This window comes from Armatimonadota bacterium (assembly GCA_031081585.1).
In the GTDB taxonomy this organism is placed as follows: Bacteria; Sysuimicrobiota; Sysuimicrobiia; order Sysuimicrobiales; family Humicultoraceae; genus Geohabitans; species Geohabitans tengchongensis.
In genome coordinates this window covers 1-18,229 of sequence record JAVHLY010000031.1, presented here as the reverse complement: position 1 = coordinate 18,229, position 18,229 = coordinate 1, and the positions used below count along the sequence as shown (strand labels likewise).

17 protein-coding genes are annotated in these 18,229 nt (G+C 74.4%); 12 read left to right on the top strand and 5 right to left on the bottom strand.

What is annotated here, in order from left to right; translation table 11 throughout:
- Nucleotides 1-35: 35 nt before the first annotated feature.
- The 5 genes from RB146_11670 to RB146_11650 all read right to left on the bottom strand — a co-directional run bounded on the left by RB146_11670 (nt 36) and on the right by RB146_11650 (nt 6,910).
- Nucleotides 36-1,838, bottom strand: a complete 1,803-nt coding sequence (locus RB146_11670) for an acetyl-CoA carboxylase carboxyltransferase subunit alpha (GenBank protein MDQ7829628.1) — start codon at nt 1,836-1,838, stop codon at nt 36-38.
- Nucleotides 1,839-1,952: 114 nt separating this feature from the next.
- Nucleotides 1,953-3,137, bottom strand: a complete 1,185-nt coding sequence (locus RB146_11665; protein ID MDQ7829627.1) for a CaiB/BaiF CoA-transferase family protein — start codon at nt 3,135-3,137, stop codon at nt 1,953-1,955.
- A 5-nt stretch (nt 3,138-3,142) separates the two neighbouring features.
- Entirely contained in the window at nt 3,143-4,075 is a 933-nt protein-coding gene (locus RB146_11660) for an ABC transporter permease (protein MDQ7829626.1), read from the bottom strand.
- A gap of 76 nt (nt 4,076-4,151) precedes the next feature.
- On the bottom strand, nt 4,152-5,249 hold the full coding sequence (locus RB146_11655; protein ID MDQ7829625.1) for an ABC transporter permease: 1,098 nt from the start codon (nt 5,247-5,249) through the stop codon (nt 4,152-4,154).
- Nucleotides 5,246-6,910, bottom strand: a complete 1,665-nt coding sequence (locus RB146_11650) for an ABC transporter ATP-binding protein (protein ID MDQ7829624.1) — start codon at nt 6,908-6,910, stop codon at nt 5,246-5,248. Before RB146_11650 ends, RB146_11655 begins: the two co-directional genes overlap by 4 nt.
- A gap of 163 nt (nt 6,911-7,073) precedes the next feature.
- Here RB146_11650 and codA point away from each other — a divergent pair, with 163 nt between their 5' ends.
- The 12 genes from codA to RB146_11590 form a co-directional block, all read left to right on the top strand.
- Complete coding sequence (gene codA, locus RB146_11645) at nt 7,074-8,342, top strand: cytosine deaminase (protein MDQ7829623.1); 1,269 nt, start codon at nt 7,074-7,076, stop codon at nt 8,340-8,342.
- 88 nt (nt 8,343-8,430) lie between these two features.
- A complete protein-coding gene (locus tag RB146_11640; GenBank protein ID MDQ7829622.1) occupies nt 8,431-8,670 on the top strand; it encodes a YlcI/YnfO family protein in 240 nt (79 codons plus the stop codon).
- Nucleotides 8,667-9,098, top strand: coding sequence for a type II toxin-antitoxin system VapC family toxin (locus RB146_11635; protein ID MDQ7829621.1), 432 nt, complete (start codon nt 8,667-8,669; stop codon nt 9,096-9,098). The genes RB146_11640 and RB146_11635 overlap by 4 nt, the downstream gene beginning before the upstream one ends.
- A complete protein-coding gene (locus RB146_11630) occupies nt 9,088-9,984 on the top strand; it encodes an ABC transporter permease (protein MDQ7829620.1) in 897 nt (298 codons plus the stop codon). Before RB146_11635 ends, RB146_11630 begins: the two co-directional genes overlap by 11 nt.
- A gap of 28 nt (nt 9,985-10,012) precedes the next feature.
- Nucleotides 10,013-11,002, top strand: coding sequence for an ABC transporter substrate-binding protein (locus tag RB146_11625; protein MDQ7829619.1), 990 nt, complete (start codon nt 10,013-10,015; stop codon nt 11,000-11,002).
- A gap of 1 nt (nt 11,003) precedes the next feature.
- A complete protein-coding gene (locus RB146_11620) occupies nt 11,004-11,849 on the top strand; it encodes an ATP-binding cassette domain-containing protein (GenBank protein ID MDQ7829618.1) in 846 nt (281 codons plus the stop codon).
- Nucleotides 11,850-11,942: 93 nt separating this feature from the next.
- Complete coding sequence (locus RB146_11615; GenBank protein MDQ7829617.1) at nt 11,943-12,368, top strand: hypothetical protein; 426 nt, start codon at nt 11,943-11,945, stop codon at nt 12,366-12,368.
- 134 nt (nt 12,369-12,502) lie between these two features.
- A complete protein-coding gene (locus tag RB146_11610) occupies nt 12,503-13,078 on the top strand; it encodes a hypothetical protein (GenBank protein ID MDQ7829616.1) in 576 nt (191 codons plus the stop codon).
- Between the two features lie 7 nt (nt 13,079-13,085).
- On the top strand, nt 13,086-15,359 hold the full coding sequence (locus tag RB146_11605; protein MDQ7829615.1) for a FixH family protein: 2,274 nt from the start codon (nt 13,086-13,088) through the stop codon (nt 15,357-15,359).
- A 53-nt stretch (nt 15,360-15,412) separates the two neighbouring features.
- The gene (locus RB146_11600) at nt 15,413-16,462 is read left to right on the top strand and encodes a hypothetical protein (protein ID MDQ7829614.1); all 1,050 of its coding nucleotides are present in this window, start codon (nt 15,413-15,415) and stop codon (nt 16,460-16,462) included.
- Between the two features lie 59 nt (nt 16,463-16,521).
- Nucleotides 16,522-16,890: a copper resistance protein CopC gene (locus tag RB146_11595; GenBank protein ID MDQ7829613.1), complete on the top strand. Its 369-nt coding sequence runs from the start codon at nt 16,522-16,524 to the stop codon at nt 16,888-16,890.
- A 28-nt stretch (nt 16,891-16,918) separates the two neighbouring features.
- On the top strand, nt 16,919-18,229 hold a 1,311-nt coding region (locus RB146_11590), incomplete at its 3' end, for a copper resistance protein CopC (protein MDQ7829612.1).

Sequence of the window (18,229 nt, the reverse complement as noted above, 5' to 3'; positions counted from 1 at the left end):
GGGCGCGGGCGGTCGCTCACCCGGCCGACGGCGCGTTAGCTGGAAGGGACCGTCCGCCCCGTGCCCGGACCGTTGGGGGTGGGGGAGGGCGAGACCTCGGTCTCGCGGGCGTCGCGGCCGCGACGCGGCAGGCGGGACTCGACCGCGTCGAGCAGCTCCTGCATCTCCGTGCGCACGACCTCCCGCCAGTAGGTACCGACCTGCCCCATCGCCCGGTAGCGCCGCTGCCGCGCACGCAGCAGCCGCCGCACGGGCAGGCGCCGCAGGTCGGCCAGCGCCGCCGTCAGGTGCGCCCGTACCGTCGCCGCCGCCGCATCCGGTGCGGCCTGGGCACCGCCCGGCGGCTCCGGCACCACCACGTCGATGATGCCCAGCCGCAGCAGGTCGGGCGCGGTGAGCTTCAGGCGGGCCGCCACCTCCGCCGCGCGCCCCGGGTCCCGGTAGAGGATGGCCGCCGCGCCCTCGGGCGAGATCACCGAGTAGATGGCGTGCTCCAGCATCAGCACCCGGTCGGCCACGGCCAGGGCCAGGGCACCGCCGCTGCCGCCCTCGCCGATCACCACGCTGACGATGGGCGTCGGCAGGACCGCCATGGCCTGCAGGTTCCGGGCCAGGGCCTGCCAGACCCCGTGCCGCTCCGCCTCGTAGCCCGGATAGGCCCCCGGCGTGTCCACGAAGGTGAGGAGCGGCAGGTGGAACTTGGCCGCCAGCCGCATCAGGCGCAGGGCCTTGCGGTAGCCTTCGGGGAGGGCCATGCCGCGCCGGCGGACCTCGCGCTCCTCCGGCGTGCGTCCCCGCTCGTGCCCCACCACCACCACGGTCTGGCCGTCCAGCTCCCCTACCCCGCCGATGACGGCGGGGTCGTCGCCCGACTGCCGGTCGCCGTGGAGCTCGACGAACCGCACCAGCAGTCGGTCGAGGTAGTCCCGTGTGGTCGGCCGGTCGGGGTGGCGCGCCAGCAGCACTTCCTCCCACGGCGTCTCGCCGCCGCGCGTGACGGCGGGCGGGCGGTGGCGCCGCCCCTCACGCCGGGCCGGGGGCCGCTCGGCGCGCGCCGGGCTGAGGTGGCGCACGAGCGACGCCACCAGCTCGCGCAGGTGGGGACGGTCCACCAGCAGGTCCACCAGCCCCGAGCGGAAGAGGGTCTCGGCCCGGTGGGAGTCCTCGGGCAACCGCTCCCCCAGCGTAGCCTCGATGACGCGCGGCCCCACGAAGCCCACGAGCGCGCCGGGCTCGGCGATGAGGACGTCGCCCAGAGCGGCAAAGGAGGCGGCCACGCCGCCGAAGGTGGGGTGGGCCAGCACGGACAGGTAGGCCAATCCGGCCTGGTCGTGGCGGGCGCGGGCCACGGCGGTCTTGGCCATCTGCATGAGGGAGAGCATGCCCTCCTGCATGCGGGCCCCGCCGCTGGCGGTGACACTCACCACCGGCAGGCGGCGGCGCGTGGCGTGGTCGAAGGCGTCCGCCACCTTCTCCCCCACCACCGAGCCCATCGTCCCGCCCATGAAGTCGAAGTCGAAGCAGATGAGCATCACGGGCAGGCCGTCGATACGGGCCTCGCCGGTGAGGACGGCCTCCCGCAATCCGGTGCGCCGCCGCGCCTCCAGGAGGCGGTCGCGGTAGGTACGCTGGTCGGCGAAGGCCAGCGGGTCGACGGAGACCAGGCCCCGGGCGCGCTCGCGGAAGGTGCCCGGATCGGCGAGCATGGCCACGCGCTCCCGGGCGGGCATGGGCAGGTGGGTGCGGCAGGAGGGGCAGACGTAGAGCGCCTCCCGCAGCGCCGGTCCGCTCAGGGGGCTACGGCAGCCCGGGCAAGTGGTGGCGGTCTCGACGGCCATCGATGGTGAGGGGCCGCACCCGACGCGGGCGCCAGCGCCGCCGCGCCGGTGCGGGCTCCAGAGAGTAGGATACCGCGCGCGGCCCGTCCTCAGACCACCCGCGCCCGCCCTCCCTCAGACCACCCGCGCCCGGCGCAGGGTGGCGATGGCCTCCGCGTCGTAGCCCAGCTCCGCCAGGATGCGGTCGGTGTGCTCGCCCAGCAGCGGGGGTGGACGGCGCACCGCGCCCGGAGTCTCGGAGAGCTTCACCGGCACTCCGGTCTGGCGCAGCCGGCCGATGCGCGGGTGCTCCACCTCCACCACCATCTGCCGCACCGCCACCTGCGGGTCGGCGAAGAGGTCGCTCATCAGGTAGATGGGGCCGTTCGGCACCCCGGCGGCGTCGAGGAGCTCGCGCCAGTGGGCGGTGGGGCAGGTGGCGAAGAGCGCCTCCAGCAAAGGCACGAGCACGGCGCGGTGCGCCACCCGGTCGGCGTTGGTGCGGAAGCGCGGGTCCTCCCGCCACTCCGGGCGCCCGATGGCCTGGCAGAAGCGCTCCCAGATGGCCTCGCTGCCCACCGCCAGGTTGAGGTAGCCGTCGGCGGTGCGGAAGGCCTGGTAGGGCACGATGGAGGGGTGCGCCGAGCCCAGGCGGCGCGGGTTTTCTCCCGTGGCGAAGTAGGCCGCCGCCTGATAGGTCATCCAGGCCACCTGCCCGTCCAGCATCGCCGCGTCCACCCACTGCCCCCGGCCGGTGCGCTCCCGGGCGCGCAGCGCCGCCAGGATGCCGAAGGCCGCGAACATCCCCGCGCAGATGTCGGCCACGGCCACCCCCACCTTCACCGGCGGGCCGCCCTCCTCGCCGGTGATGCCCATGAGCCCGCCCATCCCCTGGAGGATCAGGTCGTAGGCGGTGCGCTCGCGGTAGGGACCGTCCTGGCCGAAGCCGGAGATGCTGGCGTAGACCAGGCGCGGGTACCGGGCGTGCACGGCCGCGTAGCCGAAGCCGAGCCGGTCCATCGTGCCCGGGCGGAAGTTCTCCACCAGGACGTCGGCGCGGGCCAGCAGCCGGTGGAGGACCTCCGCGCCGCGCGGGTCCTTGAGGTTGAGGGTGAGGCTCTCCTTGTTGCGGTTCACGCTGAGGAAGTAGGTGGCCTCGCCGTCGAGGAAGGGCGGCCCCCACCCGCGCGTGTCGTCCCCGCCCTCGGGCGTCTCCACCTTGATGACGCGCGCGCCCAGGTCGGCCAGCATCAGCGTGCAGTACGGCCCGGCCAGCGCGCGGCTGAGGTCGACGACCAGCAGGTCCTCCAGGGGGAACACGGTCCTCAGGTCCGCTCCTCGCGGTCATAGGGGCGCGCCAGCGCCGCCGGCGCCTGCGCGCCCCGGTAGACCCGGACCAACACCAGGATGGCCAGCAGGTAGGGCAGCATCAACAGCCCCTGGGAGGGGACCGCCCGGGTCACCAGCGCCAGGCGGAACTGCAGCGCCTCCACGTAGGCGAAGAGCAGGGCGCCCAGCGGCACCACGTGCGGCAGCCAGCGCCCGAAGATCACCAGCATGAGGGCGATCCACCCGCGCCCGGCCACCATCCCCTCCGTGTAGGCCCCGGTGATGGTGAGCGGCAGGGCCGCGCCGGCCAGCCCGATCAGCGCCCCGCCGGCCACCGTGGCCAGGTAGCGGACCGCGAAGACGTTCACGCCCACCGTGTCGGCGGCGCGCGGGTTCTCTCCCAGGGCCCGCAGCCGCAACCCCGCCGGCGTGTGGAACAGGAAGACGGTCAGGGCCGGGACCAGCAGCAGCGTCAGGTAGACGAGCCCGTGCTGCCTGAAGAGCACCGGGCCCAGCACCGGCAGGGACTGCAGGCCGGGGACCGGCAGGTCGGGCAGCGTCGGGACGCGCGGCGGGGAGAAGCGCACCCCCACGACGATGCGGTAGAGGAGCGAGGCCAGCCCCACGCAGAGCACGAAGAGGGTGAGCCCCACCGTGATCTGGTCGCGGCGCAGCGTGACGGCGTACCAGGCCAGGACCAGGCTGAGGAGCGCCCCCGCCGCCATCGCCAGGCCCATCCCCGCCAGCACGTGGCCGCTGGCGAAGACCCCCAGGAAGCCGACCACGGCCCCCAGCAGCATCTGGCCCTCGATGGCCACGTTGAGGACGCCGGCGCGCTCGGTCACGAGCTCGCCCAGGGCCGCCAGGAGCAGCGGGACGGCCATGGTCACCATCAGCCGCAGCAGGCCGGGGTCGACGAGCGTGGTCACGCCGGAGGCCTCCTCCCATCCACCCTCGCGCCGGCGAGCATCCGGCCACAGCCCCGTCGGACCCGCGCCCTCCGCCTCACGAGGGCGGCGCCTCCAGGGCCCGACGCGTCCAGAAGGCCCGGCGCGCGCGGACCCGCGGCACGCCCGGCCGGGCCGCCTCCGCCAGCAGCACCACCAGCAGGATCACCGCCTGGAAGACGAAAACCGCACTGGCGGGCAGGCCGATGCTGCGCTGCAGCGAGTCCGACCCGACCAGCAGCACGGCGAAGCCGAAGGCGGCCGCCATCGCCCCCAGCACGTGGCGGCGGCTCAGCACCGCCACCAGGATGGCCATCACCCCGTACCCCGGCGAGAGCCCCAGGATCAGCCGGTAGTGGAAGCCGCTCACCTCGATGGCTCCCGCCAGCCCGCCCAGTGCCCCGCTCGTGATCAGGGCCACGAGCGTCATCCTGGCCAGGGGGATGCCGGCCGCGCGGGCGGCCCGGGGGTTGTCGCCCACCGCGCGGATCTGGTAGCCGAGCACCGTGCGCCCCAGCACCCAGGCCACGAGCAGGCCGGCCGCCACCGCCAGCACGATGCCGGCGTGGAGCCCGGCCCGGGGCGCCAGCATCGGCAGGGTGGTGCCGGGCGGGATGGGGCGGCTGATCGCCTCCCCGGCCATCGGGTCGTTCCAGGGCCCGGTGGCCAGGTACTCGGTGAGGAGGAGGGCGACGAAGTTCAGCATCACCGTGACGAAGATCTCGTTCACGCCGGCGGCGGCCCGCAGGACCGCCGGCACCGCCGCCAGTGCCGCCCCGCCGAGGATCCCCGCCAGCAGCACCACGGGCAGCGCCAGGGCGCGCGGTGCCGCCCCCAGCGCAAACGCCACGCCCGTGGCGGCGATCGCCCCCAGGTAGATCTGGCCGTCGACGCCGACGTTGAAGAGGCCGGCGCGCATGCCCAGGACGACGGCCACACTGCCCAGCAGCAGGGGCGACGTCTTGTTGAGGGTCTGGGCGATGCCGGCGGCCGAACCGAGGGAGGTGCGGAACATCGTGCGGTAGGCCGTGGCGGCGTCCCCCTGCGCCAGGGCGATGAGCGCCGCCCCCACGAGGAGGGCCACGGCGAGGGCCAGAGCGTACACGCCTGCGGCGGCCAGCGCCGGCCGCAGCGTCCGGGGACGGGCCGCCCTCATCCGCCGGCTGCGCCCGCGGCACCCACCATGGCCGCGCCGATGGCGTAGGGGTCGTAGGCGTCCCGGGTGAACAGACCGGCCAGGCGGCCCGCGCGCAGGACGGCGATGCGGTCGGCCAGGGTCATCAGCTCGTCCAGGTCCTCGGAGCAGAGGAGGACCGCTCCGCCGCGCGCGCGCACCTCGCGCAGCCGCTCGTGGATCAGGCGCGTGGCGGGGACGTCGAGACCGCGGGCGGGGTTCATGGCCACGAGCAGCCGGTGGCCGGTGAGGGCGGCCAGGCGGAAGGCCCGGCCGGCCACCACGCGCTGGATGTTGCCCCCCGAGAGCGTGGCGGTGCGCACCGCCGGGTCGGGGCAGACGATGCGGTACTCGGCGATCACCTCCTCGGCCAGCGCCCGCGCGCGCCGCGCGTCGAGGCGGACCCCGCGGAAGAGGAGGTGGTGCAGCCCCAAGAGCAGCGAATCGGTCACGCTGAGGGTCGGCAGGATGCCGTCGCCGAGGCGGTCCTCGGGGATGTAGGCGATCCCGCGCGCCAGACGCTCCCGTCCCGGCAGGGCCTCGATAGGGCTGCCGTCCAGGAGGATGCGCCCCCGGCGGGCGGGCCGCAGCCCGACGATGGCCTCGACCAGCTCCCGCTGCCCGTTGCCCGCCACACCGGCCACCCCCACGATCTCCCCGGCGTGCACCACGAGCGAGACGTCCTCCACCATCGCCCGGCCCCGCTCGTCGCCGACGGTCAGCCCTTCCAGCGCCAGCCGGGGAACCGTGGCGCCCGCCGGCCCGGCCCGTGACGTGGCTGCGCCCGAGGGCGGTGGCGTGGTCGGCCCCGGGGCTGCGGGCGGGGCCGGCGCCGGGGCGGGTGCCGGTGCCGGATGGCGCTCTGGAGCCGGCTCCTCGCCGGCCAGGCCCAGGGCGGCGGCCACCGTGGCGTCGGCGGCGCGGGGCAGGCGCTCGCCGATCATCAGCTCCACCAGGCGCCCCTCGTCGGCGGCCGCCGTGGGCAGCGTGGCGACGACGCGTCCCCGCCGCATGACCGTCAGACGGTCGGTCACCGCCAGCGCCTCGCGGATCTTGTGGGTGATGAAGATGACGAGCAGCCCGCCCCGGGTGAGCGCCCCCAGCGTGGCGAAGAGGGTCTCCACCTCCTGCGGCGTGAGGAGCGTGGTGGGCTCGTCCAGGATGAGGATCTCCACGCCGCGGTAGAGGGCCTTGAGGATCTCCACCTTCTGCTGCACGCCCACGCCCAGGCGGGCCACGGGGACGTCGAGCGGGACGGCCAGCCCGTAGCGCGCCGCCAGCGCCTCCACCTGCCCGCGCAGGGCCGACCGGCGGAGCCGCCACCCCCCGCCTTCCCGCCCCAGGACGATGTTCTCCAGGGCGGTGAAGTGGCCCACCAGCTCCACGTGCTGGTGGACCATGGCGACCCCGCGGGCCACGGCGTCCCGGGGCTCGCGGATGGCCGCCGGCTGCCCGTCCAGGAGGATGCGCCCGGCGTCGGGGCGGTAGAGGCCGCTCAGGACGTTCATCAGCGTCGTCTTGCCGGCGCCGTTCTCGCCGAGCAGCCCGTGGATCTCCCCCCGCTCCGCGCGGAAGTCCACCCCGGCGAGCGCGGTCACCTCGCCGAAGCGCTTGACGATCCCTTCCATCGCCAGCAGGGGCACGCTGAGAGGTTGGCCGCACGCCCCGTCCATCCCTGCGCCGCGACCGGGGCCGTCCCGTGGCGCGCTGCAGGCCGTCCCGCGCCACGGAAACGGCCCGCCGGGCAGGAGGGCCGGTCACGGACGCGAATCACCCAGTGTCGTCCTGCGGGTGAACGCCTCCGGCATGGACCTCATCGTCCGCCACGCCGCCATCCCGGGCCGCGAGGGGCTCTGCGACATCGCCGTCCAGGACGGGCGCATCGCCGCCATCGAGCCCCACCTGCCGCAGCGCGCCGCCCGCGAGCTGGACGCGGAGGGCAACCTGGTCACCCCCGGCCTGGTGGAGACGCACATCCACCTGGACGCCGCCCTCACGGTGGGCCAGCCCCGGCACAACCGCAGCGGCTCGCTCTTCGAGGGGATCGAGATCTGGGCGGAGCGGGTGCGGACCCTCACCGAGGAGGACGTGCGGACGCGGGCGCTCGGGGCGCTGCGCTGGATGCTGGCCCACGGGGTCACCCGCGTGCGCACCCACGTGGACATCTGCGACCCGCAGCTCACCGCCCTGCGGGCCCTGCTGGAGGTCCGCGAGGAGGTGGCGGACCGCATCACCCTGCAGCTCGTGGCCTTCCCGCAACAGGGAATCTACTCGTTCCCCGACGGGGAGCGGCTGCTGGTCCAGGCCCTGGAGATGGGCGCCGACGTCGTGGGCGGCATCCCCCACTACGAGTGGACGCGCGAGTACGGCGAGCGCGACGTGAAGACGGCCCTGCGCCTGGCCGCGGAGTACGACCGCCCGGCCGACCTCCACTGCGACGAGACCGATGACGACCAGAGCCGCTTCCTGGAGGTCGTGGCGGCGGAGACGATCCGCCTGGGCCTGCAGGGACGGGTGACGGCCAGCCACACGACCGCCATGCACTCCTACAACAACGCCTACGCCTACCGCCTGATCCGCTGGCTGCGCCGCGCCGGGGTGCACATCGTTACCAACCCGTTGGACAACGCCGTCCTGCAGGGGCGCTTCGACGCCTACCCCATCCGCCGCGGCTTCACCCGGGTGAAGGAGCTGCTGGCCAACGGGATCAACGTGGCCATCGGCCACGACTCCATCATGGACCCCTGGTACCCCCTGGGGGTGGGGGACCCGCTGCAGGCCTGCTTCGTCATGGTGCACTACGGCCACATGTCGGGGCGCGAGGAGCTGGAGACGCTGCTCGACCTGGTAACGACCCGGGCGGCGGCGGTCTTCGGGGCGGAGGACTACGGCCTGGAGGTGGGCCGGCGGGCCGACCTGGTGGTCTTCGACGCGCCCACGCGGGTGGACGCGCTGCGCACCCTGGCCGCGCGCCGGTACGTCGTCTCCCGCGGGCGGGTCGTGGCCGAGACCCAGCCCGCCCGCTCGCGCGTCCACTGGGACGGCCGGACCGAGGAGGTCCGCTTCCTCCCATAGCGGTCCGGGCGAACGAGGGCCTGCGGGCCAGCTCGGTGCGGGACGCTGAGGTTTGACATCTTGATGTCAACTGCCTACATCTCGATGCATGAGAACGACGATCCGCCTGGACCCGCAGTTGCTGGCCGAAGCCAAACAGCTGGCCGCCCGCACCGGGCGCACCCTCACGGCGGTGATCGAGGACGCGCTCCGGCAGGCGCTCGCGGCGGCGAGGCGCCCCCGGAAGACCCGGGGGCCGGCGCTCCCCACGTTTCGGGGCGACGGCCTCCAGCCCGGGGTGGATCTGGATGATACCGCGGCGCTGCTCGACGTCATGGAGCGGGGATGATCCTCCTCGACATGAACGTCCTGGTCTACGCGCATCGAGCGGACGCTCCCGACCACGCCCGCTACCGTGCCTGGCTGGAGGAGGTCCTGGCATCCCCCTCCCCATACGGGATCGCCGAGCTCGTGCTGAGCGGGTTTCTGCGCGTGGTCACGCACCCGCGGGTGTTCAGGACGCCGACGCCGATGGCACGGGCGCTCAAGTTCGTTCAGGCCCTGCGGGAGCGGCCGAACTGCGTGCTGCTGGCGCCGAGGCCGCGCCATTGGGAGATCTTCGTCGACCTCTGCCGGCGCACAGCCGTTCGGGGCAACCTGGTGCCCGACGCGTACTTCGCCGCGCTGGCCATCGAGTCGGGCTGCGAGTGGATCACCACCGACAGGGACTACAGTCGCTTCCCGGGCCTGACGTGGCGGCACCCCCTTGACGCCTGACGACGTCCCCGCCCAGGCCACCGCCCCCGGCGGCGCCGCCGCGCCCGGCCGGTCCGCCGCCCCGGCTCCAGCCGTCCCGGCTCCGGCCGTCGCGGAGAGCCGTCCACGGGTCTCCCGCGCCGTCCTGATGGGGCTGGGCTCGTGGACCGTCTTCGCCGTGGTCGCCGTGGCGGCCTGGGAGGTCGGCTCGCGCCTCTACGCGCAGCCCTACCTCCTCCCCGCCCCCTCCCAGATCGCCCTGGCCCTGCGCGAGGACCTGGACCTCGTGCTGGCCTACGCGGCCATCACCACGCAGGAGGTGGTCTGGGGCTTCCTGCTGGGGTCGGCCCTGGCGCTGCTCGGCGCCATGCTCTTCGTCTGGCTGCCCCGGGCGGTGGAGGACTTCCTCTACCGGCTCGTCGTCACCCTCAACAGCACCCCCTTCGTGGCCCTGGCCTCGCTGGCGGTGGTGTGGTTCGGCCTGGGGATCACCAGCAAGGTCATCATCGCCGGGATGTACACTTTCTTCGCCGTCCTCTACCACACCCACAAGGCGTTCATCTCGGTGGACCCCATGCGCGAGCACCTCATGGACGTCTACAACGCCACCTGGCTGCAGCGGATGCTCCTCCTGCGCGTCCCGTCCGCCCTGCCCATCATCTTCACCAGCCTGAAGGGCGGGGTGATGGCGGCGGTGAACGGGGCCATCGTCGGGGAGCTCTTCGGCGCCTTCGAGGGCCTGGGCTACATGATCCTGGATTCTCGCTACGTGGGGAACACGGTCCGGGTGTTCCTCGCGGCGGTGTGCTCGACGCTCATCGGGTGGGTGCTGCTCGGTGCGGTCACGCTGGCCGAGCGGCTGGTCCTGCCCTGGCACGTCAGCATCACGCGCGGGCGGCCGGTCTGACCGCCCGACGGCCAAAGGAGGTGGGGCGATGCGCAGGTTCGTCGTCATGGGAACCCTGGGACTCGTGCTGGCGCTGCTCCTCGGCGCGGGCGCGGGGGCGCAGGGGCCGCGGGTCACCATCATCGAGGCGTGGTTCATCCACAACGAGTCGATGGGCGACCCGGTGGCGGTGGAGAAGAGGCTCTTCGGCAACCTGCAGGTGCAGGTCGTGGGCGGCGGCCCCGGGCTCTCGCCCATCGACCGGGTGATGGCGGCGGCGCGGCGCGGGGACATCGTGCTGGGGGTGGACTACCCCTACAACATCCTGGAAGCCCGGGAACGGCAGCGCCTGCCGCTCGTGGTGGTGGCCCACGACTTCCAGAAGTCGGCCATCCACCTCCTCTCCTGGGTACCGCTGAGCGGCCCCCGGGACGTGAAGGGCACCGTCGCCACCTGGATCGGCTACGACAAGCAGATCAAGGCGGCCATCGGGCCGGGGTGGGAGAAGCAGATCAAGATCGTCAACCAGCAGGGCGACCCGGCCACCATCGGCGGGTGGCTGCAGAAGCAGTACCAGTTCGCCCACGCCATGGGCTACAACGAGGTGCTGGTGGCCAAGCGCACCGTGAAGGAGCAGTACTACGTCTACAGCTACGCCGACGACTTCAACCAGCGCTGGCCGGAGAACGTCGTCTTCACCACCGAGGAGATCATCCGCCGCCACCCCCAGGTGGTGCAGCAGTACCTCACGGGCCGCTACCGCGGGTTCAAGTACGCCTTCGCTAACCGCCAGGAGGCGGCGCAGATCCTAGTCAAGTACAACAGGAACCTCAAGGGCGGGGAGGCCCACGAGATCGAGGGGATGGACTTCCTCTACTCGATCATGGTCACGGAGGCGACGCGGCGCCACGGCTACGGGTACGTCGACCCGGCGGCGTGGACGCAGCTGGCGCGCGACCTGGCCAACGCCAACCTGCTGCGGGCGCGCAACGTCCAGGCCGCCTACACCACCCGGTTCCCCAGTCGGGTGATGCCCTAGCGTGACCGCACCCCCCGTCATCCGGATGGTGGACGTGGCCAAGGCCTACGAGGTGGCGCGGCCGGCCGGGTGGCCCGGCCGCGCCCCGGGCCAGGTCCTGGAGGTCGTCTCCGGCCTCACCCTGGAGGTCCGGCCCGGGGAGTTCGTCTCCCTCATCGGCCCGTCGGGGTGCGGCAAGAGCACCGTCCTCTTCCTCCTGGCCGGCCTGCGGCCGCCCACCGCCGGGACCATCGAGGTGGCCGGACGCCCGCCGCAGGAAGCGCTGCGCGCGGGGCTCAGCACGGTCATCTTCCAGCAGCCCGTCCTCTTCGAGTGGCTGAGCACGGAGGAGAACCTCCTCCTGCCGCTGCGGCTGCGCGACCCGCGCTGGTGGTTGTGGCCCTGGCGGCGCGGCCGGTACCTGGAGCGCGCCCGGACGCTGCTGGCCACCGTCGAGCTGGACGGCTTCGGCGACTACTACCCGGACAAGCTCTCCGGCGGCATGCAGCAACGCGCCGCCATCGCCCGGGCCCTCACCCTCGACCCCCAGGTGCTGCTGATGGACGAGCCCTTCGGGGCGCTGGACGAGCTCACACGGGACCGCATGAACCTGGAACTGCTGCGCGTGGTCGAGGGGCGCCGGCTCACCGTGGTCTTCGTCACTCACTCGCTCGAGGAGGCGGTCTTCCTCTCCGACCGGGTGGTGGTGATGAGCCGCGGCCCCTCGCCGCGCACGGGGTCGAGCATCGTAGCCCAGATCCCCGTGACGCTGCCGCGCCCGCGCCGCCTAGCCCTCAAGGAGGAGGCGGCCTTCTTCCAGGCGGTGCGTGCGGGGCGGGCGGCGCTGCGGGAGGCGCAGGCGGCCTGACAGGTGGTCTCAGGCGGCCTGACAGGCGGCCTGAGGTATAATTGACGCGCCGTGCGGTCCGTGATGGTCGACGGACCGCACCACGGCAGGACCATGGGTGGACGGTCACGCCGGTATCGCGTTGCGGGTCTGCTCCTGGTCGCGCTCTGGGCGGCGGGACTGGCCCGGCTGGACCATCATGCCGCCGAAGCCGACCCCCTCCACGAGCACCTCGTCCTGACCACGAACGGGATCACCTGGGCGTCCTCGCTGCCACCGCACACCCACGGCGCGGCCGCCCCGCATACCCACGCGCCGGCCGGTGCCCCACGGCGGGAGGGCGGCGTGACCGTCGTCCTCGCCACCTCCCCCTCCACGGCGGTGACGGTTCTGGGGCTGGCCGCTGGCGCCGTGCTGGAACCGGCGCCGGGAACACCAGTCTGGTTCTCGCAGCCGGTGGCGTCCGTCGTGCCGCCGGTCCCTCCGACGATCCACAGCCTGGCCTGGGCTCCCGCCGACCCTCCGCCCCGCCCGCTCTAACGGCACCCCTCCAGGACAACGCGACGCGGCCCCGTCGCCGGCTGCACGGGAGCCGCGCCTGGAGATCCGGCGACACATCGGGATGGCCGAAGGGAGGAAGTTGTATGCGCGGGTGGATGCTGGGAGCGATCGGTATGGTACCCCTGCTAGTGACCCTGAACGGGGCGGTCCCCGTCGAGGCGCACGAGCACCGGAAGGTCGGGCAGGTCGAGTTCGTCGTAGGATGGGCGACCGAGCCTGCGTTTGTCGGTGAGAAGAACGGGCTGGACCTGCGGGTCCTCCTTCCCGCTCCCCATGGTGGGGAAGAGAGGCCGGTCGAGGGGCTGGAGCGCACCCTGCGCGCCGAAGTCCTCTTCGGCGGGCAGTCGCGGGCGCTCACCCTGCGCCCCGTCTTCCGCCAGCCGGGACGGTACACGGCCGACATCGTCCCCACGCGGGTCGGTGACTACCGGTTCCGCATCACCGGCACCATCGAGGGGCAGCCGGTGGACGAGACCTTCGACTCGGCTGACGGGAAGTTCGACGGCGTCGAGGAGATCGCGGCTATCCAGTTCCCTGAGCGTCTGCCGTCCCCCGCCGACCTGAGCCGGGAGACGGCCGCGGCGGCGGCGCAGGCCCGGCGGGCCCAGACGCTGGGAGGCGCCGGGCTGGTCCTGGGCCTCCTGGGGAGCGTGCTGGGCGGCCTCGCGCTGGTGCGTCGGTGGAGATGAGGCAGGCGTGACCGCGGCGCGACGGTCCCACCTCCCGGTCCCGGCGGCGATCCTGGCCGCAGCGACCATCGGGGTATTGCTCCAGGCGATCCCGGTCCGGGCGCACGCCACCTTCGTGCGGTCCGACCCGCCGGCCGGGGTGAGCCTGACCGATGCGCCGGCGCACGTCCGCGTCTGGTTCAGTGAGCCGGTGGAGCTGCGCTTCACCGAGCTGACCGTCTTCGACGTGCAGGGACGGCGCGTCGACCGGGGCGGCACGCAGCCGGTGCCGGGGGACCGGACGGCGGTCGCGGTCGCGCTGGCCCCCCTGGAACCAAGCGTCTACACCGTGGCGTGGCGAGCCCTCTCGGCGGTGGATGGCCACGTCACCCGGGGGAGCTTCAGCCTGCTGGTCGGCCCGGCGACGGTGCCGCCGCCTCCCGAGCCGCCGCAGCAGGTCGGCCCGGCCATGCCGCTCGAGGCGGCGGTGCGCTGGGCGGGGTACCTCGCCGGCGCCGTCCTGCTGGGACTGCTCCTGCTCGGACCGCTCGCGCTCGGGCCGGCGCTGCGCGGCCGGCGGCTCGACCTGGGGCAGGAGGCGGCCGCCCGGGCGCGCGAGCACCGCCTGGTATGGGCGGCCTGGACCGGCCTGCTGCTGGCCAGCGTCGGGGCCCTGGTGGTGCAGGGTGTCCTCGTCGGCGGGACCGGCACAGAGACCTTCCTGGCCACGCTGGGGCAACTGGCCTGGCGGACACGCTTCGGGCAGGTCTGGGCCCTGCGGGTAGCAGGGGTGATCGTCGCGGCACTGCTCCTCCCGCGCGCGCTGCGTGCCGGCGGCGCCGCCCGGGTGGGCACGGCGCTGCTCGCCGCCGGCGTCCTGGCGACGACCGCTCTGAACAGCCACAGCGCCGCCGCCGGCGCCGCGGTGGCGGTGGTTGCCGACTGGGTCCACCTGCTCGGGGTCTCCGTCTGGGTCGGCGGGCTCGTCGGCCTGGTGGCGGTCCTGCCCCTCTGGCTGCGGGCGCTGCCGCGGGCGCAGCGCCAGGCGGTGCTGGCCGAGGTGGTCCCGCGCTTCTCCCGGCTGGCCGTCGCCGCCGTCAGCGCGCTCGTCGCCTCGGGGCTGGTGCTGGCCTGGACGCACGTCGGCACGCCTGCGGCCATGCGCGAGACGCTCTACGGCCGGACCCTGGGCATTAAACTCCTCCTCGTCGTCCCGCTGGTGCTGCTCGGCGGCGTGAACTTGACGCTGATCCGCCCGAAGCTGGCCGCCGCCGTGCGCGGACCGGCCCGTCGTGCCGACGCGGTCAGTGGTCTGGCGCGCCTCTTCCACCGGATCGTCACCGTGGAGGTCCTCCTCGCCGTGCTCGTCCTGGGCGCGAGCGCCGTGCTCACCAGCCTGGCCCCTGCCCGCGACACCTACGCGCGCCTGGCGGCCCTGCGCCCCTTCCGCGTGTCCGCAACGGCGGGCGACCTGTCCCTCACGGTGGCGCTCAGTCCGGGACGGCCCGGGCTCAACACCGTCACCGTGACGGTACGCGACCGGGCCGGCCGGCCGGTGACGGCGCAGCGCGTCGACCTGCGCTTCACGTACCTGGACCAGCCGGTTGGCACAGTCGTCGAGCGGGCGCGACCTGCAGGTCCGGGGGCGTACGTCGTCTCCACCGCTGCGGCGGCCGTCGTGGGGCGGTGGCAGGTTGAGCTGCTCGTCCGGCGGGCCGGCATGGAGGACGCGCGCACGGCGGTGCGCTTCCGCCTCACCCCCACCGGTGCCGAGGCGGACCGCCCACCCGAGCCGCTCGCCGGCACGACCTTCTGGCAGCCGCGCACGGTCGGCGGGGTGGTGGTCGGCCTGGTGGGGATCGCCGTGCTGGTGGTGGCCCTGCGCCAGCGCAGGGGACGCCGGCGGGCAGCGGCCGCCGCGACCGGCGCCTTCCTTGCCGCCGCCGGCCTGTTCCTGGCGGTGCAGGCCGTGCGCGGGGAGCAGGCCCTGCTGGCGGCCACCAATCCCTTCTCGCCCACCGCGGAGTCGCTGCGGGTCGGCGAGGTCGTCTACCGCGCCCGGTGCCAGGTCTGCCATGGTGTGGAGGGACGGGGCGACGGTCCGGCGGCGGCCACGATGGTGCCGCGCCCGGCCGACTTCCGCATCCACATGGCCGCCGGGCATACGGACGGACAGCTCTTCTACTGGGTGACGAACGGCGTGACCGGAACGGCCATGCCGGCCTTCCGCGACGTCCTGACCCCCGAGGAACGGTGGCACGTGATCAACTTCATCCGCACTTTCGCACCCACGGACCGATGAGCCCGCTGGGAGCGGCACACAGGCGGGCCGCCCCCCCGGCGCGTCGCGCAGCAGTGGCCGGCGCCCTGGCGCTGGTCCTCTTGAGCGCCTGCCGCTCCTCGGACCCACGCCGCCTGCCCCTGAGCGGCCCGCTCCCGCAGGTCGGCGGCACGCTCGTCTTCCCGCGGCCCGGAGGCCTCTGGAGCTTCCGCCCGTCGACCGCGACGCGGCGGCTGCTCCGCCCTTTCTCCCCCGGCGCCTACGTCGGCGACCCCGCCGCCTCGCCTGACGGCTACCTCATCGCCTACACGGCGCTCTTCCCCAACCCCGACGGCAGCTATCCTGAGGGGACGGACGTCTACATCATGGGTGCCGACGGGCAGACCCAACGGCGCGTGGTGGCCTACGACGCCGAGGCGGGCGCCGCGATGCAGCCGGCCTGGGATCACAGGGGGCAGCGCCTGTTCGTCGTCCGCCAGAACCGCAAGGCGGCCACGCGCATCGAGGAGGTGGCGCTCGACGGGACCAGACTCCGGGTGGTGGTCTCCGATGGCTCCTGGCCCACCGTCGCCTCCGACGGCGCGGTGGCCTACCTGACCACCGATCGTCGGACGCGCCGCCCGCAGCTGTGGGTCCGGGAGCCGGGCGGCCCGCCGCGGCTGCTTGTGGGCGGCGACTTCCTCGGGCTCGTGGCCCCACGCTTCGCCCCGGACGGACGGCGCATCGTCTTCTCCGGCTTCGGCGGGCCGCCCATGCGGGCAAAGCGCGGAGCGGACGCCGGGGGTCCGGGTCGCGCCGTCCCGAGGCAGGCGATGGCCCTGGCCCGGTGGCTGGATTCGGCCCCGGTGCCGCGTCTGCAGTGGCGGCCCGGGCCGGCCAGGGTGCAGGCGCACGGCATCCCCTGGGACCTGTGGGTGGTCGCCCGGGACGGCAGCGGGCTGGAGCGGCTCACCGAGGTCGCGGAGGACGGGATCGTGGCCGCCTGGTCCCCCGACGGGCGGTGGGTCGCCTTCACCGGCGAGCTGGGCCTGTTCCTGTACGAGATGGCGACGGCGCGCCTCCTGCGCCTGACGGACGAGAGCGTGGGCGGAGGGATCACATGGCTGAGAGAACCAGGTCCGTGAAGGACGGCGTCACGCGGGCGGGCCCGCGCTCCACGCGCGGGGGGCGGCCAGGCCCGTGGATGCTGCTCGTGCGCTTGCTGGCGGTGGGGCTGGCCTGGCACCTCGCGGCGGTCCCGGCTCCTGGGCACGCGCGCCTCGTGCGGGCGGAGCCCGCGCCCAACGCCGTCCTCACCCGCCCGCCGCGAGTGGTGCGGGCGTGGTTCAGCGAAGAGCTGGCCCCCCAGGGCAGTGTGATGAACGTGCGCGACGCCCGCGGGCGCCTGCTGGCCAGCGGCGGGGTCGACCTGGCCGACCTGGAGCGCACCTCGATGGTGGCCGTGCTCCGAACCCCGCTGAGTCCTGGCACGTACACCGTGGGATGGCGTACTGTCTCGGCGGTGGACGGGGATGTCCTGCACGGGACCTTCCGGTTCACGGTGCGGCGGTGACGATGGCGGTGCGGTCCTGAACGGCGCCATGGGCCGGCACGTCCTCACGGTGCTGGCGGCGCTCGCGCTGCCGCTCCTCGTGGCGGCCCCGGCGGGGGCCCACGCCGTGCTGGAGCGCGCCGACCCGCCGCCGGGCGCCACCGTGGAGGCGCGCCCGGACCGGGTGGTGCTGGTCTTCAGCGAGCCGGTGGACCCCGCGCTCAGCAGCGTCGGCGTCACCGATCCTGGGGGCAGCGTGCACAGCGCCGGGCTCCGCCGGTCTCCGGACGGGCGGCGTCTCGTCCTGCCCCTGTCCTCCGGGGGGCGCGGGCTCTACGTCGTGCGCTGGCGCGTCCTCTCCATGGTGGACGGCCACACCACGAGCGGCATCGTCGTCTTCGGGGTGGGCGAGGCGGTACCGGCGGGACGCCGGTCGGCGGAGGGTGGCGCGCCAGCGCTCATGGTCGTGGTTCCTCGCTGGGTGGCGCTGGCGGCCGCGCTGCTCGCTACCGGTGCGGTGGCCTTCCCGCTGCTGGTGGGGGCGGCGGCAGCCGAGGTCCTGCCCCCTGAAACCGTGGTGGCGCGCCTGCGCCCGCTGGTGGTCCTGGGCGCGCTCGGGGTGCTGGCGGGCAGCACCGCCGAGTTCCTGGCCAACGCCGCGCAGCTGCTCGACAGACCCCTCGCGGCCGCCGTGGCCGACCCGCGCTTCCGCGCCCTGCTGCTCGGGACGCGCATCGGCTGGAGCACGCTCGGCCGGCTGGCCGCAGCGGTGCTGCTGCTCCTGCCCCCCACCCGCAGCGGCCGGCTGGCTCAGGGCGTCGGCGTGATTCTCCTCACGGGTGTGGGGGCGCTGGCCTCCCTCTTCGGCGGCCCCACGGCCGTGGCCACCGGCAGCCACCTGGGCCACCTGGTGCTGATCCTCGGTGCGGCAGTGGTCCACACCGTGTCCACGGCGCTGAGGCGTCCGCCGCGGGTCACCTGGGTGCCGCTGCTGCCGGCAGCGGCGCTGCTTGGGGCCGTCTCGCTCGCCTCCCACTCCGCGGGGCGCGGGTGGGCGCTGGGGACGGTCGACTGGCTCCACCTGGCCGCGGCCGGGCTGTGGATCGGAGGCCTCGCCGCGCTCCTGCGCCTCCTGCGTGCGGCAGGCGCCCGGCGCGCCGAGCTGGCGGCGGCGCTGCTGCCGCGGTTCTCCCGCCTGGCCGGCATCGCCCTGGGCACACTAGTGCTGACCGGCCTCGTCGCGGCCTGGGCGATCGTCCCCTCGGTGCGGGCCCTGCCCACCGCGCCCTACGGCCACGCCCTCCTGCTGAAGATCGCGCTGGTGCTGCCGCTGGCCGCTCTGGCCGCCGTGAACCACTTC

Excerpts from the sequence above, each read along its gene's own strand:
- RB146_11670 (MDQ7829628.1), bottom strand. The coding sequence starts at position 1,838 with ATGGCCGTCGAGACCGCCACCACTTGCCCGGGCTGCCGTAGCCCCCTG.
- RB146_11655 (MDQ7829625.1), bottom strand. The coding sequence starts at position 5,249 with ATGAGGGCGGCCCGTCCCCGGACGCTGCGGCCGGCGCTGGCCGCCGCA.
- codA (MDQ7829623.1), top strand. The coding sequence starts at position 7,074 with ATGGACCTCATCGTCCGCCACGCCGCCATCCCGGGCCGCGAGGGGCTC.
- RB146_11640 (MDQ7829622.1), top strand. The coding sequence starts at position 8,431 with ATGAGAACGACGATCCGCCTGGACCCGCAGTTGCTGGCCGAAGCCAAA.
- RB146_11635 (MDQ7829621.1), top strand. The coding sequence starts at position 8,667 with ATGATCCTCCTCGACATGAACGTCCTGGTCTACGCGCATCGAGCGGAC.
- RB146_11625 (MDQ7829619.1), top strand. The coding sequence starts at position 10,013 with ATGCGCAGGTTCGTCGTCATGGGAACCCTGGGACTCGTGCTGGCGCTG.
- RB146_11615 (MDQ7829617.1), top strand. The coding sequence starts at position 11,943 with ATGGGTGGACGGTCACGCCGGTATCGCGTTGCGGGTCTGCTCCTGGTC.
- RB146_11610 (MDQ7829616.1), top strand. The coding sequence starts at position 12,503 with ATGGTACCCCTGCTAGTGACCCTGAACGGGGCGGTCCCCGTCGAGGCG.
- RB146_11595 (MDQ7829613.1), top strand. The coding sequence starts at position 16,522 with ATGCTGCTCGTGCGCTTGCTGGCGGTGGGGCTGGCCTGGCACCTCGCG.